We start from the raw sequence: 17,270 nt of genomic DNA on the forward strand, positions 1-17,270 counted from the left end.
TCGTGACGGAAAAAGCCACAGAAGCCCGGTAAACTCCATAAACATGGCTGACGAGACCTCAAGCGGCATCGACCGCATTCAACCAATCGATATCAATGAGGAGATGCAGACCAGCTACATCGATTACGCCATGAGCGTGATCGTCGGTCGTGCACTCCCAGATGTGCGCGACGGCATGAAGCCGGTCCACCGCCGCATCATCTACGCAATGTATGACAACGGCTACCGCCCCGAGCGCTCCTACGTGAAGAGTGCAAAGCCGGTGGCAGACACCATGGGTAACTTCCACCCGCACGGTGACATCGCTATCTACTACACCCTCGTGCGTATGGCGCAGCCGTGGGCGATGCGCTACCCGCTGGTGGATGGCCAGGGTAACTTCGGCTCGCCGGGCAACGACGGCCCAGCTGCTATGCGTTACACGGAGTGCAAGATGACTCCGCTGGCCATGGAGATGGTGCGCGACATCCGCGAAAACGCCGTCGACTTCAACCCGAACTACGACGGCAAAACCCAAGAGCCAGCCGTGCTGCCGTCCCGTGTGCCGAACCTCTTGATGAACGGCTCCAACGGCATCGCCGTGGGTATGGCCACCAACATCCCGCCGCACAACCTGAATGAGCTGGCGGCCGCGATCCAGTGGATCCTGGACAACCACGACGCGGACGAGCAGACCACCCTCGACGCCGTGATGGAGCGCGTGAAGGGCCCGGACTTCCCAACCGCCGGCCTCATCGTGGGCGATCAGGGTATTAAGGACGCCTACACCACCGGCCGCGGCTCCATCCGCATGCGTGGCGTGACGGAGATCGAGGAGATTGGCAACCGCCAGGTCATCACGATCACCGAGCTGCCGTACCAGGTCAACCCGGATAACTTCATCCACAATATTGCGGAGCAGGTCACCAACGGCAAGATGGTGGGCATCTCCAAGATCGAGGACGAGTCCTCCGACCGTGTGGGCATGCGCATCGTGGTCACCCTCAAGCGCGACGCTGTGCCGCGTGTCGTGCTGAACAACCTGTACAAGCACTCCCAGCTGGAGACAAACTTCTCTGCCAACATGCTGTCCATCGTCGACGGTGTGCCGCGCACCCTGCGCCTGGATCAGATGCTGCGTTACTACGTCAAGCACCAGATCGAAGTCATCGTCCGCCGTACCCAGTACCGCCTGGACGAGGCCGAGAAGCGCGCCCACATCCTGCGTGGTCTGGTCAAGGCGCTGGATGCGTTGGATGAGGTCATTGCCCTGATCCGCAACTCGCCGACTGTCGACGACGCCCGCCAGGGCCTGATGAAGCTTCTCGATGTCGACGAGATCCAGGCCAACGAAATCCTGGCCATGCAGCTGCGCCGCCTGGCAGCGCTGGAGCGTCAGAAGATTGTCGACGACCTCGCAGCCATCGAGGAACAAATCGCCGACTACAAGGACATCTTGGCCAAGCCGGAGCGTCAGCGTCAGATTGTTGGCGAGGAGCTGGGTGAGATCGTCGACAAGTATGGCGACGAGCGCCGCACCCAGATCGTTGCCGCAACCGGCGACGTGACCGAAGAGGACCTCATCGCCCGCGAGAACGTCGTGGTCACGATCACCTCCACGGGCTACGCCAAGCGCACCAAGGTGGACGCCTACAAGTCCCAGAAGCGCGGCGGCAAGGGCGTGCGTGGCGCTGAGCTGAAGCAGGACGACGTGGTGAAGAACTTCTTCATCTGCTCCACCCACGACTGGATCCTGTTCTTCACCAACTTCGGCCGCGTCTACCGCCTCAAGGCCTACGAACTGCCGGAAGCAGGCCGCACGGCCCGCGGCCAGCACGTGGCTAACCTGCTGGAGTTCCAGCCGGAAGAGAAGATCGCCCAGGTCATCCAGATCCAGTCCTACGAGGACGCTCCGTACCTGGTCCTGGCCACCCGCGATGGTCGTGTGAAGAAGTCGCGCCTGACCGACTATGAATCCGCACGTTCCTCTGGCCTGATCGCCCTGAACCTCAACGAAGGCGACGCCCTCATCGGCGCATCGCTTGTCGGTGAGGACGATGACATCCTGCTCGTCTCCGAACAGGGCCAGGCGATCCGCTTCTCCGCCGACGACGAGCAGCTGCGCCCGATGGGCCGCGCAACCGCCGGCGTGAAGGGCATGCGCTTCCGTGGCGACGACCAACTGCTCGCCATGACCGTCGTCCAAGACGGCCAGTTCCTGCTCGTGGCCACCTCCGGCGGCTACGGCAAGCGCACCGCCATCGAGGAGTACAACACCCAGGGCCGCGGCGGCATGGGTGTGATGACCTTCAAGTACACCCCGAAGCGCGGCAAGCTCATCGGCGCCCTGGCCGTGACCGAGGAGGACCAGATCTTCGCCATCACCTCCGCGGGTGGCGTGATCCGTACTGAGGTCAACCAGATCCGCCCGTCGTCACGCGCAACCATGGGCGTGCGCCTCGTGGACCTCAACGACGGCGTGGAACTGCTTGCCATCGACCGCAACGTCGAAGACGAGGGCGAAGAGGAAGCCACTGCCGTGGCAACCGGCCAGAAGACCCTCGACGATGCGAAGGAGTAGCCCATGGCCGCTCGCAAAGTGACAATCCGGAACGTCAGCGCCGGATCCGTCTTTAAGGTTGCGACGCTGCTTGCCTTGTTCGGGTTCATCGCCTGGATGCTCGCCGCAGTGCTGGTGTACCTCGCGCTGGACCGCGCCGGGGTGGTCGAGTCCATCAACTCGCTCATCGGCGGCGTGGGCGGCGACCAGGTCGTGGACATGAAACTCGCCATGATGGCCGCGGCCCTATTCGGCCTGGCCGGCGTGGTGTTCATGTCCATCATGGCGCCACTGACCGCGATCATGTACAACGCCGTCGCGGACCTCGTCGGTGGTGTGCGCTACACCATGTCTAACAGGGCAAAATAGCGCTTATCGACGACACCAAAACGCGCCCCGGGTCGTACCTCCCGGGGCGCGTTAAGTCTTTTCTGTGCTGACTTGTGCTGGGTTAGAACCCCAGGCCCGGCATCATGTTCATCACCGCGAAGCCGATGCCGATCAAGGCCAGGATTGCCACGATCGGGGCGACGATCGCCGCGACGTTGACGTCCTTCTCAACAACCGGAGCCGGCTTGTCCTTCTGCTCAGCCTGTTGCTCGTGCTCGGCTGGCTTCTCGGCGGGCTTTTCCGGCTGGTTCTCAGCGGGCTTCTCGGCCTCAGGTGCTGGCTGCTCTGCCGGCTGCTCCTCCTCAGGCTGCTCCTTCGGAGCCGGGTCGTTGACCGCCCCTTCCTGCGACGGAGCCGAGGCAACACCGCGGGCACCGATGCGCCAAGCGTTGATGGCCAGTGCTTCCCAGTCCGCCGGAACCTCGCGCACACCGAACGGGGTGTCGAGCAGGTATGGCTTCTCCGAGTAGTTGAAGTAGTCGAACTGGTAGTCGTAGTTCATCACCGACTTGTAGGCCGAGGTATCCAGACGCATGCCCTGGATGTCCTTGACCACCGCGTGCGCACCCTGGTGGCGCAGGCCGAGGGTGTGGCCTAGCTCGTGCAGGATGGTGTTGCGCAGCATCTCTTCCGAGTTCATGAAGCGGTGGTTAGCCACGAAGAACGAGGTGTCGTTGACCAGCGAGGCGCCGGACGACAGGTTGTAGGCGTCGATCTGGTCGCCGATAACACCGATGCGGAAGATGTTCTGGCGCTCACCGAGCATCTCGTCGATGTTGTTCAGCAGCTTCGAACCCTGGCTTTCGTTCTCGAAGTAGTTCTTGACGTACTTCAGGGTCTCACCGCCGCGAGCCTCGTAGCCGGGGATGTTGTTGAAGGTTTCGCCGGCGTCGACGTGGAGGTTGATGCCGTGGTCGTCGAAAAGATCAACCATCTCCTGCAGGGACTCGGCCTTCACGCCGTATTCCTTGGTGTTGGCGTTGGCGCAAGCCTCGGAAGGATCGGCGTCGCAGCCGAGGGTCTTGTACTCGGACTCCATCCAGTTGAGCTGGAGGAACAGGTCCGGCCGGCTCGGGTCAGCACCGTAAGCAGGCAGGTTAAGCACGGTGCCGTCCTCGAGGACAACGCCGTTGCGCTCCCAGATGTCGGGGATGCCGTCGCCGTCGGAGTCGATGAGCTCCGCGGAGATTGCTTGATTATCGACGACAACGTCAGCAGGCTCTGCAGCCTTAGCCGGAACAACTCCACCGAAGGCGACGGTGGCGGCGAGGGCTGCTGCGAGACCGGTACGAAGTGCTGCGCGCATTTTCCTGCTCCTTACTTATGTGCGGTGTTTGCGGTAAACACCGCATTTCCTTTGCTGCCCTCGAGTTTATGCACCAAGTATGCGCTGGTAAACCCGTCGAATTTTCGGCCCTTTCGAGGCCGGATTGTTCAACGTTTATTTTGGATTGTTCAACGTTTTCACCCCGTTTATCGTGCGGATTGTTCATCAATCCGAGCTGATTTTAGGGGTGTCGCGTTGGGTTGTTGAACGATCTTTTGCGCTCCGGTTCGGTTCGTTCAACAATCCGGAGGAGCAGTATACTATGCATTGTTTTGTATATGGATGGGTATACAACTTGGGATCTGGCCCTCACCAGGAGTTTTGCCTGTCACGCTCGTATAAAAACAGGTTTTGGCGCCGTCTTGGGGCGCTGCTGAGTGGCGAAAAGGCCAGGTTGGGCGGATTGTTCACCAATTTGTGCAGGCCTCCTACCCCCGCAAAGTACCCCCGTTCCGCGAGGGTGTCGTTGAGGTGTCGTTGGAGTGCGGTTGTTGTGCCCTGATCGTCTAGCTCCCGTTCCGGCGAACCAGACGATCACGCTGATACTGAAAACCATCGCCAACATCACCTGGGGATATGTGGAGGGTGCAGGCGGGTCGTCTAGTAGCAATGCACAACGAGCTAGACGATAAGCGTAAAAACCCGCAACAACCTGGCGATTTGGCGGTTATAGCAGTGCTCTGTAATATTCCTATTCGTTCCCAGGGCCTATAGCTCAGTCGGTTAGAGCGCATCGCTGATAACGATGAGGTCGCAAGTTCGATTCTTGCTAGGCCCACAGCCCGAAAGGGCACGGGGCATTAGCTCAGTTGGTAGAGCACCTGCTTTGCAAGCAGGATGTCAGGAGTTCGATTCTCCTATGCTCCACAGGAACACAAAGGCCAGGTCCTCCCGGGGACCTGGCCTTTGGCGTTGGTGGTCACCAGGGGCCCAGGCAGCGGTTGCTGCGCGGTAAGCTCCCGGAAAAGTCTGCAAATAGAAAGCGCCTGCGTGAACTCTTACCTTTCCCGTTACGACACGATGGCGGATCGTGCGGCTGCTCAGGTGATTGCGCAGTATTCGACGAGTTTTTCGTTGGCTACGAAGGTGTTGGCGCCGGGGGTGCGGCGCGATATTCGTAATTTCTACGCGGTGGTGCGTATCGCAGATGAGATCGTCGACGGTGCCGCGCAGCAGGCCTACGCAGACCCCGAGACCCTGCTTAACGCCTACGAGGAGCAGGTACTCCAGGCCCCTAACCAGCGCTTTCACACGGATCCGGTGCTGCACGCGTGGGCGAATACGTATCGGCGTTGTCGCCTCAACGCGGAGCACCTCGAGGCGTTTTTCGCGTCGATGCGCGCGGACCTCAACCCGCACGCTTTTTCCCCGGCGGAGTTGGAGACCTATATATATGGGTCGGCCGAGGTGATTGGCTTGATGTGTTTGGACATTTTCTTCCCAGAGCGCCAGGCACCCCATCCCGAGAAACTTCAGCGTGGCGCCCGCGCGCTTGGTGCAGCGTTCCAGCGCATCAACTTCCTGCGCGATTTCGGGGAGGATCAGGGCAGTCTCGGGCGGGCGTACTTTGGGCGCATGCTTGACGACGACACCAAGCACGCCATCACCACCACCATCCACACCGAACTTGATCAGGCCTTGGAGGCGATCCCGTTGCTGCCCCGCGGGGTGCGTGGGGGAGTGGCGGCCGCGGAGGCGCTGTTTCGTGAACTCACGGAGATCGCGGAGCGCACCCCGGCCGCGCAGTTGACGCAGCAGCGCATCAGCGTGCCGCAGCGTCGCAAGGTTGCGCTGACGGCGAAGGCGATTGCGAGGGTTGGGCTATGACAACTGCGGTGGTGATCGGCGCGGGTGCTGCCGGTTTGGCTACCTCGGCGCTGCTGGCGCGGGAGGGTTACGAGGTCACGGTGGTCGAGCGCCTCGGCTCGCATGGCGGCCGCGCCGGCAACGAAACCGTCCAAGGTTTCCGTTTCGACACCGGCCCGAGCTGGTACCTCATGCCGGATGCCTTCGACCACTTCTTCGCACTCTTTGGCAAGCGCACCGAGGACGTGCTGGATCTCAAGCCGCTCACGCCCGCATACCGGCTCTTCCCCGAGAACCACGACCCGATCGACGTGGAGTCGGGCCGCGACAACGCGATCCGGCTTTTCAACAGCATCGAGCCCGGCGCCGGCGCCCAACTGGCCAGTTACCTCGACCGCGCCGCCGAAACTTACGACCTGGCGCTGCGCTACTTCCTCTACACCACCTTTTCCACGCTGAAGCCCTTTGCCAAGATCCGCGGCCAGTACGGCAAGTTGCTGCGTTACCTGGTCGAGCCGCTGGATCGCTTCGTCGCAGGCCAGTTCAAGGACATGCGCCTGCGCCAGATGCTGACGTACCCTGCGGTGTTTTTGTCGTCGCATCCCGCGCGCACGCCGTCGATGTACCATCTGATGAGCCACACGGACCTCACCCAGGGCGTGTTGTATCCGCAGGGTGGGTTCGCGGCGGTGATGGATGCGCTCTACGAGCTGGCGCTCGGGCAGGGCGTGAAGTTCCGCTTCAACGCGGACGTCGCTTCCATCACGTACAGCGGTGGGCGGGCCACGGGCATCTCGCTTATCGACGACACCCTCATCCCCGCCGACCTCACCATCTCGTGTGCCGACCTGCACCACACCGAAACCCGGCTGCTGCCGCCGAAGCTGCGCACGTACGACGAGTCGTGGTTCTCTCGCCGCGATCCGGGCCTGCGCACCGTGCTGGTCATGCTGGGCGTGAAGGGTGAGATCCCCGAGTTGGCCCACCATAACCTGTTGTTCAGCGAGGACTGGGACGATGACTTCGCCACCGTCTTCGAGGGCAAACCGGCTGCGCGGCCGTTGGGGGCGTCGCAGTCGATCTACGTGTCCAAGCCGAGCGCGACCGACCCCGGCGTGGCGCCCGAAGGCGACGAGAACCTGTTCGTACTCGTGCCCGTCGCCGCCGAGGAGACGATCGGCCACGGCAACATGTACCGCGATGGGGCCTCCCCGCAGGTGGACCTGATTGCCAACGCTGCCATTGCACAGATCGAGAAGTGGTGTGGGGTTGAGGGCCTGGGCGAGAGGGTCGTCGTTAAGCAAACGCTCGGTCCTGCAGACTTCCGCGACCGCTACCACGCGTGGTCGGGTGGGGCGATCGGGCCGGCGCACACGCTGAAGCAGTCGGCGTTTCTGCGGGGCGCGAATGCTTCGAAGAAGCTGGGAGCGCTGTACTACGCCGGAGCCACGACCGTTCCTGGGGTGGGCGTACCGATGTGCTTGATTTCCGCTGAAAATGTGCTGAAGCGCCTGCGCGGCGACAAAAGCCCAGGCCCTCTCTGCGCCTGAAATGGGCTTTGTTGAACAATTGCTCGGATTGTGGTGAAAATCACCTTGTGGTTTTCTTCCTGAGTACTGTCTAAACGTCCAGTTCAGAGGGTCAGGTTTCTAAGTTTTTGGTGTTGATCTGGCGTTTTGGCTTTCTGTAGGGGGTTTCGGACTATTCTCCAAGCCGATATTGCGCTTAAATATGTAGTTATCAGTTTGGAGATCCGTGTTCAGGTGATCTCAAGGCTGCTTCGAATATCTCCTCCGACTTGTAAGGAATGAAGCCGTTGAAGAACGCACATCTGAAGAAGCGCGTCCTGGCCACCCTGGTTTCCGCCACGGTGGCTTTTGGTGGCGTAACGGTCGTAGCTCCGACCGCTGACGCTGACCCGCGTATTACAAACGCCTACTCAGCACTGGATCAGGGCGATTACGACGCTGCACTGCAGTACAACAAGACGCTCAAGGTCAACCGCAGCATGGACCTGATGACTACGGCCTACGGTCCGGGCTGGTGCATCGATGCCCACCTGGACGTGCCGCAGCACTACACCCAGTTTGATGTTCGTCGTCTGGACGGCACCTCTGGTTATTACGGGTTTAACGGCAACATGGGCGGCGATCTCAACATCCACCCGGACATTGAGAAGGCCGCCATCAACCTGACCAAGACCATGCTGGACAGCTACTACGCTGGCCAGACCGAGGAAGTTCGTAAGAAGAACTTCGCTCTCCAGGCACTGCTGTCCAACAACCTGGAACAGCTGGACAAGATGCGTGGCCTGATTCAGGGCGACTTTAAGTTCCAGTCCGGCACGAAGCCGCCTGAGGTTTCCGCCAATGAGTTCCTGAAGTGGACGGGCTTTGAGATTCGCCGTAACTACGGCAACCCGATTGGTCAGTCTGCTTTCTTCCTGTACAAGAATGAGCAGGCGTTCTCCCAGCTGAAGGTCAAGACCGGTGAGTACGTCACCGTTCTGGTGCCGAAGTCCTACAACGTCTACGAGGACCTGACCAAGGAGCCGACCAACCAGCGCATCATTATCATTGCGCAGCCGGGTCTTGAGGGTTACGAGCCGAAGAAGAACATCGTCCGCGAGACGGTGACTAAGACCGCTGATCCGGTCACGACGACTGTCACCCGTCCGGCAGGCACCTCGACGGTGACTCACTACGTCCAGCCTGAGCACCACAAGGAGGTCGTTGAGCAGCCGACCATCACCAAGACCGAGGTTGTCTCGCAGGACGTAACGACGACCCAAACTGTGGTGCAGGCGGATAAGACCGTGACCACCACGAAGCGTCCGCGTGTTGAGCACAACACCGAGACCTACACCCGCGAGGTCGAGCCGACCACGGTGACCGAGACTGCCCCGCAGAAGACCGTCACCCGTTACGTCGATGAGCCGGTTCTGACCACCACGACCAAGACGATTACCCCGACTGTCACTGAGGATGCTCCGAAGGAGACCAAGTATGTGACGAAGACGGCTGAGCCGGTGTACACGACTAAAACTGTCACCGCAACGCCGAAGACGGAGACCGCAACTGTCACCGCAGCGCCAAAGACGACGACAGTGACTGCTCATGTCACCAAGACCAACGTCACCGAGGTCGAGCGTACGAAGATTGTGGAGCGCTACATCCGCAACTACAAGTACGCCATCGACTTCAACATGTCCGAGAAGTCCCGCCAGATCGAGGTTGAGAAGCTCGGCAACTGGGAAATCGAGTTCGTCGACAATTCGAACGGCCTGGTCAAGGTTGAGAAGAAGATTGTCAACGGCAAGGCTGTCCTGGAGATCACGCCGGTCAAGGAAGGCCGCGGCACGGTTCGCATCGTTGTCGTAGACGCTGAGGGCAACCGCCACGAATACATCATCAACGTGGTCAACGAGAAGACCGAGAAGATCGTTGAGACTGAGGCAGTGGTGAACGACCACTACTTCAACGTTGGTACTGGCAACCTGAAGCAGACCATCCAGATTGACAAGAACTGGAACTACGAGGTCGTTGAAGGCGGCGGCATCATCGACACCAAGGCTGTCGAAGGTGGCATTGAGGTCACCGCTAAGAAGAACTCCCGTGGCACCGCAAAGATCAAGGTGTACGAGGAGATCAACGGCAAGCGCACCGGTAACGAGAGCAACTATATCTTCAACATCGATGCATTTGCTGACCGCTACACGCAGACCCGTGTGATCGGTAATGCCAACTCCTACAAGCTTGAGATCAAGGATGTTGAGGAACAGCCGAAGGTCACGTCTGGCGAGGACCTGATCCAGAGCATCGAGAAGAACGATGAGGGCTTCTGGATCATCACGCCGAAGCCGGGTGCTGAGGGCAATGCTGTCATCGAGGCCACCGACAAGGACGGCAACGTTTACACCTACACCCTGACCATCAAGCAGGGTACGAACGTGCTGGTCGACGTCCAGACGCACAACATCGTCGAGGGCGAATCCCGCGAGATCGTGGCCGAAGGCGACGGCTTCATCTTTGAGCCTGCAGGTTCCGCTTACAACCGGGACAACTGGAATGTCAAGCGTGAGGGCAACAAGTTCACGGTCACCAACAAGACCAACGACACCGCGACCTTCAACCTGTACAAGACCATCAAGAACTCCCCGGACCGCATCCTGGTAGGCGTCTACACCTTCATTGCGAAGCCGGCAGAGAAGGAAGACTTCACACCGGGCAACGTCGAGTACGACGTCATCGATCGCAACACTGTGAAGATCACCCCGGGTGACGCAGCTGGTACCCCGAACACGATCAAGGTCACCAAGAACGATGAGAACGCCACCGTGATCCGGGAAGACGGCGTCTACCGCATCATGCCGAAGCCGGGCTTCGAGGGCGACATCGTTGTTGAGGAGACCGCACAGGGCAAGCTCATCGCCACCTACACCATCCACGTGAAGAAGGGCGAGGTCGAAGAGCAGGTCAAGGACGTTGAGTCGAACTCTCTCGTTACCTTCTCTGGTGTGATGGACGGTCAGGTCGTGCGCATCACCGAGGGCGAGAACCTGGTGAACCTCGAGGCTTCTGACCTGAAGAACGGCCAAATTAAGTTCAAGCCGGGTGCTGAGGGCAAGGTTGTCGTCGAGAACCTCAACTCTCGTGACCTGCCGTTCCAGCGCTTCATCTTCAACGTCAAGCCGGTTGAGGTGCAGAAAGACGACATCAAACTCGTCGGCAACGCTTCTGCCGACTTCCGCCTGAACAAGAACTTCACCTTCGAAATCACCGAGGGTGAGAACATCATTGCTGTTGAGAAGCAGGATGGCGGTTTCGTCGTCAAACCGAAGGACGGCAAGGAAGGCCGCGCTGTTGTTGAGGTGAAGGATGAGTACGGTCACGTTGTGTACCGCTACATCTTCACCGTTGATGGCACGAAGAAGAACTCCGGCAACACGACCATCAACAACGACTTCAAGCTCACCGAGAACGGCACCTTCAAGATCACCCGCCGCAACGAGAACAAGATCGTTGTTCAGGACGGCTCCGAGTGGGTCGAGGTTGACCCCTCTAAGGACGGCGAATGGATCCTGACGCCGAAGCCGGGCTCCGTTGGCAAGACCGTCACGGTGGTGGAGACCCGCGGCGATGTTGTGGTCAAGCGTCACGTCATCAAGATCGTGTCCGACCCGAAGCCGCTGAACTTCAAGGAAGAGCGTCGCGTTTACATCGAGAAGCTCGACGGCAAGATCAACCCGGGCACCCCGGGCAACACTTTCAACATCATCCGCGGCCGCGACTTTGTTAAAGAGGAGAAGCTGGAGGACGGTAGCCTCCAGATCACTCCGACCGAGCAGAAGTACGCCAAGATCCTCGTCGAAGAGCGCGACCCTGAGGGCAACCCGGTCCGCATCGTCGAGCTCGAGATCCCGCCGACATCGCAGGGCGACACCACGACGCCGTCGATCTCCATCAGCGAGCCGAAGGGTAACGCCAAGGATGGCTGGACCTTCAATATCACCGGCGGCAGCAACAGTGTTGAGATCAAGGTGTGCAATGACGCCCAGTGTGTTCCGGTCGACCCGAATAAGGTCAAGCGCGAAGGCGACCAGATCATCGTCGATCCGGGCGCAATCCCGAACGGTAAGTGGGACTACCTCTGGATCGGTGGTGTCGAAAACGGCGTCCCAGCTAAGGGCGTAGAGCGCAAGGTCAACATCAAAGCCACCATCAATGTGAAGGACACCAACGGCAGCCAGAAGGGCTCCTCTGAGCTCGACGGCAAGTGCATTGCCTCCATCGTCGGCCTGTCTGCGCCGCTGCTGCTGGCCATCCCGCTGGGTATCCTCTCCCAGGTTCGCATCCCAGGCCTTGAAGGTCTGTCCGCTCAGGTGAACGACGCCATCCGTCAGGCGAATGACCAGATCCAGCGCGGTCTGGGTATCTACAACGAGGACCGTTCTCGCCGCGCAGCTGGCTTCCAGGGCGCGTTCAACGTTGCCAACCCGGAGATGCTGAGCCTCGCCGCTGGTTCCCTCGGCGCAATCACGCTCGGTCTGTTCCTGATCGACGGTGTGCTGCGTGCCTGCGGCCAGGGGGAGATGACCTCGTCCTACAAGATCGGTGAGGCCACCGGTCAGGAATGGATGATGTACGGTTCCTCCGGCAAGAGCTCCAAGGACCAGGCTGAAAAGCCGTCCGAGGAAGCTGGCGCAAAGGACAAGAAGGACGAATCCAAGAAGTAGATCGTTCTGATCCCTGAAAGCCCGAAGCCGACTTGGCTTCGGGCTTTCGGCGTTCTTTGAGGATTTGTTGAACAATTGCTCGGATTGTGGTGAAAATCACCTTGTGGTTTTCTTCCTGAGTACTGTCTAAACGTCCAGTTCAGAGGGTCAGGTTTCTAAGTTTTTGGTGTTGATCTGGCGTTTTGGCTTTCTGTAGGGGGTTTCGGACTATTCTCCAAGCCGATATTGCGCTTAAATATGTAGTTATCAGTTTGGAGATCCGTGTTCAGGTGATCTCAAGGCTGCTTCGAATATCTCCTCCGAGTTGTAAGGATTGAAGCCGTTGAAGAACGCACATTTGAAGAAGCGCGTCATGACTGCGCTTATTTCCGCCACCACTGTGGCTGGCACGATCGCCGTGGTAGCGCCTGAGGCAACTGCTGCAACCGTCGCAGACTCTTACCTCACGGTGAACGCCTACGAGAAGATGAGTGAAAAGGAACTTCACGAATACTTCGAGGCCGTTAAGAAAAGCAAGAACGAGCGAAACGGTTCGATCGGCCTGCTTCCGACCGAGTACGGCAACGGTTGGTGCATCGACTGGGGCCTGTCGAACCCTTGGGACAACACCAAGGCGGGCTACGAAGTCCGCAAGCTGACCGGTGCTTCCGGTCGTTACGGCAACGGTGAGTACATCGACGAGGACGTGCGCTACGCAGCGATCAACGTCGTCACCAAGCTCATGGAGGACTACCAGAAGCACAAGGAAGGCGAGGATAGGACCCACGCCATCAAGGTCAAGACCACCGTACTCCGTGCGCTGCTGGGCAACGACCTGACGTCCCTGAACAACGTTCGTGGCGCGATCTATGACGGCCGTCCGGACACCAGCGACCCGGGTGACAAGAACCCGGTCACTGTTGACGGCGCTCAGTTCCGTGCACTTACCGGCTTCAGCCTGGTGCACGTCACGGTGGACACCAAGAGCGGAAAGCCGAACTACGCTCTGGTTCCCGACCGCAAGATCCTCGATGGTTTCAAGTCGAAGTACCCGAAGGACGCGTACGTCACCATCATCGTGCCGAAGAACTACAACTACACGATGACGCGTCGCCTGAACCTGACGTTCCAGCGCATCATCCCGAACGAGCAGCCGGGCCTGAACCCGAACAAGAAGGACTGGGACGGCAAGATCACCGTTACCAGCTACACCACGCCGGAGGCGACCACCACGGTCACCACGGAAACGCTGGATCCGAGCACCGTCACTGAGACGGTCCCGCAGAAGCCAGTCGAAACCGTTACGACGAAGACGCTGCCGGCTACCACGATCACGTCCACCCGTACCCTGCCGCCGGTAACCAAGAACGAGAAGACCACGGTTCCGGGTAGCACGGTTGTTACCCGCACCACGGTGCCGGGCGAAGAGGTCACCAAGACCGTGATCCCGACGCCGCTGACCAACTATGTCACCACCACGGTCAACGGCAAGCCGAAGGTGGAGACCACGGTGGTTACGCCTGAGCCGTACGTGACCACGGAAACCAAGCCTGGCAAGCCGACCACGTACACCGAGACCGTCACCGCAGTCACCGAGACGATCACGCGTGAGCCGAGCGAAACTGTGGAGACCGTGACGACCACCCCGGTCAAGATCACCGAGAAGCACGTCCCGGGCACGACCGTCACCACGACGAAGACCATCACGCCGGATCCAGTTCCGGTTGAAACACAGACGCTGACCCACGTGGAGAACTACTACCGCGAGAAGGTCTACGAGAGCGTCAAGGAGATCCGCGAATACCACCACTTCGCTGGCTTCATCAAGGGCGAAAAGTCCAAGGACATTGAGCTTCCGAAGGACCTGGGTAGCTCCTGGACCTTCGAGATCATCAAGGGTCAGGACATCGTCATCGTTGAGCGCACCGAAGACGGCAAGCTCAAGATCACCCCGAAGCCGGGCTTCACGGGTGAAGGTGACGTGGAGATCCTGATCACCGACGACCAGGGCAACCAGCACATCTATCGCATCAAGGTCAGCGACACCATCAACGTCGAGACCAAGACGAAGATCAAGGTCAACAACTTCTTCTACACGATCAATCCGGGCAGCGAGAACCGCGTCCGCGAGATTCCGTGGGACAAGAATGAGAAGTACGAGTGGTACCTCGTCGACAAGGATGGCAACCGCATCGAGCCGAAGCCGGGCTCCATTGAGGTTGTCGAAGACGAGAACAAGCTCAAGGTTGACGTCAAGGACCCGTCGGTTCGCGGCAATGTCGTTGTTCGCATCACCGAGGAAGGCGGCGACGTTCGCGAGAACATTGTCACCGTCGAGAACACGAACTCTCAGTTCGACGTCACTCGCCAGATCCTGAACACCTCCACGGCGATCATCGAGCGTCGCGGTGGCAGCTACACCATCAAGTCTGGTGAGAACCTGGTCCAGATCGTCAAGAGCGAAGACGGCAAGAACTGGGTAATCAAGCCGAAGGATGGCGCTGAGGGCACCGTCGAGATTGTCTTCACTGACGACAAGGGAGTGGAGTACAACTACACCCTGGAGATCGTGAAGGACCCGAACGGTGGTCCGTTCATGCGTGACGACTCGATTGAGAACAACGGGTCTGCAGAGATCAACCTGAAGGACGGTTGGACCTGGGAGATCGTCGACGGCAAGGACGTCGCACGCATCTTTGAGACCAACGACGGAAAGACCCTTGTCGTCGACCCGACTAACGAAGACGGCACTCCGGTTAACGAGAAGGGTGGCAACGTTGTCATCCACATCAAGGACAAGAACGGAGTTCTGTCCGCAGTGTGGACCGTACGCATTGCACCTGCCCGAAACCTTGGTCAGGTTAGCGAGGAAGAGCGCGAGCGCGATGTTGTTGATCGCTCGATCGTTCGTGTGCTCCGTGGTTTCATTGGCAATAATCAGACGCCGGGCAACAAGCTGAAGATCGTCGAGGGCAAGGATCTTCTGGCTGAGAAGTCGAAGATTGAAGAAAATGACGATTTTGAGCTCTACTTCAAGCCGGGTGCTGACGGCCGCGTCGTCGTCAAGGAAGAGCAGCCGTTCGTAACTGACGGCAAGGTCGAATACAAGACCATCACGAAGTACATCTACACCGTGAAGCCAGCACAGATCCGTGAGATGACCTACAACATCACGGCGGACAACTTCCTCAACCTGGGCGGCAACAAGCTCTTCATCGTCGAAGGCAAGGACCTCATCGCAGGTGATGCGGAGGATGGCAAGGACACCCTGAAACTCGACCTGAAGGCCGATGCTGAGGGCAAGGTTGTCATCGAGAACCGGACCGATGATGGATACGTCTACGAGCGTTACACCATCAACGTCACTCCGGGTCGCAACGCTAACGTTGAGACCATCAAGCGCCGCATGACGGTTAATGGCACCGCACAGGTGAACTTCAACGAGGTCAAGGACTACCCGGATACCTTTGAGGTCATCAAGGGCAAGAACCTCGTTGATGTGCAGGAGCGCGATAAGAAGCTCATTATCACCAGCCCGAAGGGTGAGACCGGCACCGCTGTTATCGAGGTCAAGGACAAGCGTGGCGTCTGGGCTCGCTACGAGCTCGAGCTGACTGACGCACCTGTTAAGGATCGCGAGTACACCGTCTCGACGAACTCTGAGTTCATCGCCACCATGGTGCACCAGGAGAACTCGTTCAAGATCCTCGAAGGTGCCGAATTCTTCCAGGCACCGAGGGACAGCAACGGTCAGTGGATTCTGAAGCCGAAGTCCAACGCAGCTGGCAAGTCCGGTTTGGTCGTTGAGCTCGACAAGAACGGTAAGGAAATCAACCGCTACCGCCTGAAGATCACGCAGGGCAAGTCCGCCGTTACCTACCAGCAGCGTGACTACGTGATCGAAGGTAAGGAGCGTCAGTTCGAGGCACTCAAGCCGGAGAACACCTTCGTTGTGGTTTCTGGTGGCGAGCACGCTGATACGAAGACCGAGAACGGCAAGTTCATCATCACCCCGAAGAAGGGCACGGTTGGTGAGACGATCCGCGTCGAGGAGCGAAACTCCAACGGCGATATTGTCCGCAACCTGATTCTGGGTGTGGTGAAGGAAGGTGCCGTTACCGAGAACGGTGCTCCGGCTGGCTCGAACAAGAACCTCCCGGATGTCACGATCGACAACAGCACCAAGAACGGTGACGTTGTTGTTCACCTGTACTTCAAGGATCCGGTCAAGGACGTCGGTGTGGTCGGTGAGAGCAACGGCACCAAGCTTGTGCCGACCGATAAGGGTGCAGACCTGATCATCCCGAAGGATCTTGCTGAGAAGGCTAGGAAGTGCCTTGCTGATCAGAAGGCCAAGGGTAAGCCGCTCAACCCGGCTGAGTGCGGTCTTCCGAGTGGTTTCTTCCGCTACACCGAACAGGGTGCACAGAGCCACGACATTCAGGAGTTCAACTTCGAGTTCCTCCTGAACAAGGAGACGAATAATCAGACCACCAAGGGCTCCTCTGAGCTCGACGGCACGTGCATCGCCGGCATCGTCGGCATGACCGCGCCGCTGCTGCTGGCTATCCCGCTGGGTATCCTGTCGCAGGTTCAGATCCCGGGCCTAGAGCAGGTCTCCGCCCAGGTCAACGCGGCAATCCGTCAGGCGAACGACCAGATCCAACGCGGTTTGGGCATCCACGACGAGAACCGTGCACAGCGTGCGGCTGGCATCCAGGGTGCGTTCGCTATCGAGAACCCGCAGATGATCGGCCTCGCAGCCGGCGCTCTGGGTGCGATCACCCTCGGCCTCCTGGCAGTCGACGGCGTCATGCGCGCATGTGGTGCAGGTGAGTACACCTCCTCCTACATGGTGGGCAAGGCGACCGGCAACGAGACCCTGATGAAGGGCTCCTCCGACAAGATGCCGGAGTCCAAGGACAAGGGCACCGAAGAGAACAAGCCCGCTGAGGACAAGTAAACCCGCAGTGAGCTAGCCCGCCAGGCGAAAG

7 protein-coding genes and 2 tRNA genes are annotated in these 17,270 nt (G+C 59.3%); 8 read left to right on the plus strand and 1 reads right to left on the minus strand.

The genetic code is table 11. The annotated features are described in order from the left end of the window. Positions 1-43 precede the first annotated feature (43 nt). Positions 44-2,560, plus strand: coding sequence for a DNA gyrase subunit A (gyrA, locus tag HMPREF3048_RS00565; protein WP_070770934.1), 2,517 nt, complete (start codon positions 44-46; stop codon positions 2,558-2,560). 3 nt (positions 2,561-2,563) lie between these two features. Further along, positions 2,564-2,908, plus strand: a complete 345-nt coding sequence (locus tag HMPREF3048_RS00570; protein WP_070421925.1) for a DUF3566 domain-containing protein — start codon at positions 2,564-2,566, stop codon at positions 2,906-2,908. 82 nt (positions 2,909-2,990) lie between these two features. Here HMPREF3048_RS00570 and HMPREF3048_RS00575 read toward each other — a convergent pair whose 3' ends face one another. Continuing rightward, the gene (locus tag HMPREF3048_RS00575) at positions 2,991-4,235 is read right to left on the minus strand and encodes a hypothetical protein (protein WP_070770935.1); all 1,245 of its coding nucleotides are present in this window, start codon (positions 4,233-4,235) and stop codon (positions 2,991-2,993) included. Positions 4,236-4,960: 725 nt separating this feature from the next. On the opposite strand from HMPREF3048_RS00575, the gene HMPREF3048_RS00580 reads away from it, so the two are divergent. From HMPREF3048_RS00580 to HMPREF3048_RS00605, 6 genes are all read left to right on the plus strand, one after another. After that, positions 4,961-5,034 (plus strand) — tRNA-Ile (locus HMPREF3048_RS00580). Between the two features lie 16 nt (positions 5,035-5,050). After that, positions 5,051-5,123, plus strand: a tRNA-Ala gene (locus tag HMPREF3048_RS00585). 153 nt (positions 5,124-5,276) lie between these two features. After that, positions 5,277-6,083 carry a phytoene/squalene synthase family protein gene (locus HMPREF3048_RS00590; RefSeq protein ID WP_070770953.1) on the plus strand — a complete coding sequence of 269 codons (807 nt, stop codon included), beginning with the start codon at positions 5,277-5,279 and terminating at the stop codon, positions 6,081-6,083. Then, positions 6,080-7,612 carry a phytoene desaturase family protein gene (gene crtI / locus HMPREF3048_RS00595; RefSeq protein WP_070770936.1) on the plus strand — a complete coding sequence of 511 codons (1,533 nt, stop codon included), beginning with the start codon at positions 6,080-6,082 and terminating at the stop codon, positions 7,610-7,612. The genes HMPREF3048_RS00590 and crtI overlap by 4 nt, the downstream gene beginning before the upstream one ends. A gap of 266 nt (positions 7,613-7,878) precedes the next feature. Further along, the gene (locus HMPREF3048_RS00600; RefSeq protein ID WP_141758808.1) at positions 7,879-12,297 is read left to right on the plus strand and encodes a hypothetical protein; all 4,419 of its coding nucleotides are present in this window, start codon (positions 7,879-7,881) and stop codon (positions 12,295-12,297) included. A 322-nt stretch (positions 12,298-12,619) separates the two neighbouring features. Next, positions 12,620-17,239: a hypothetical protein gene (locus tag HMPREF3048_RS00605; RefSeq protein ID WP_141758809.1), complete on the plus strand. Its 4,620-nt coding sequence runs from the start codon at positions 12,620-12,622 to the stop codon at positions 17,237-17,239. The last annotated feature ends 31 nt before the right edge of the window (positions 17,240-17,270 follow it).

It is taken from the genome of Corynebacterium sp. HMSC075D04 (genome assembly GCF_001815635.1).
GTDB classification, from domain to species: Bacteria; Actinomycetota; Actinomycetes; order Mycobacteriales; family Mycobacteriaceae; genus Corynebacterium; species Corynebacterium coyleae.

Excerpts from the sequence above, each read along its gene's own strand:
- gyrA (WP_070770934.1), top strand. The coding sequence starts at position 44 with ATGGCTGACGAGACCTCAAGCGGCATCGACCGCATTCAACCAATCGAT.
- HMPREF3048_RS00570 (WP_070421925.1), top strand. The coding sequence starts at position 2,564 with ATGGCCGCTCGCAAAGTGACAATCCGGAACGTCAGCGCCGGATCCGTC.
- HMPREF3048_RS00575 (WP_070770935.1), bottom strand. The coding sequence starts at position 4,235 with ATGCGCGCAGCACTTCGTACCGGTCTCGCAGCAGCCCTCGCCGCCACC.
- HMPREF3048_RS00590 (WP_070770953.1), top strand. The coding sequence starts at position 5,277 with ATGGCGGATCGTGCGGCTGCTCAGGTGATTGCGCAGTATTCGACGAGT.
- crtI (WP_070770936.1), top strand. The coding sequence starts at position 6,080 with ATGACAACTGCGGTGGTGATCGGCGCGGGTGCTGCCGGTTTGGCTACC.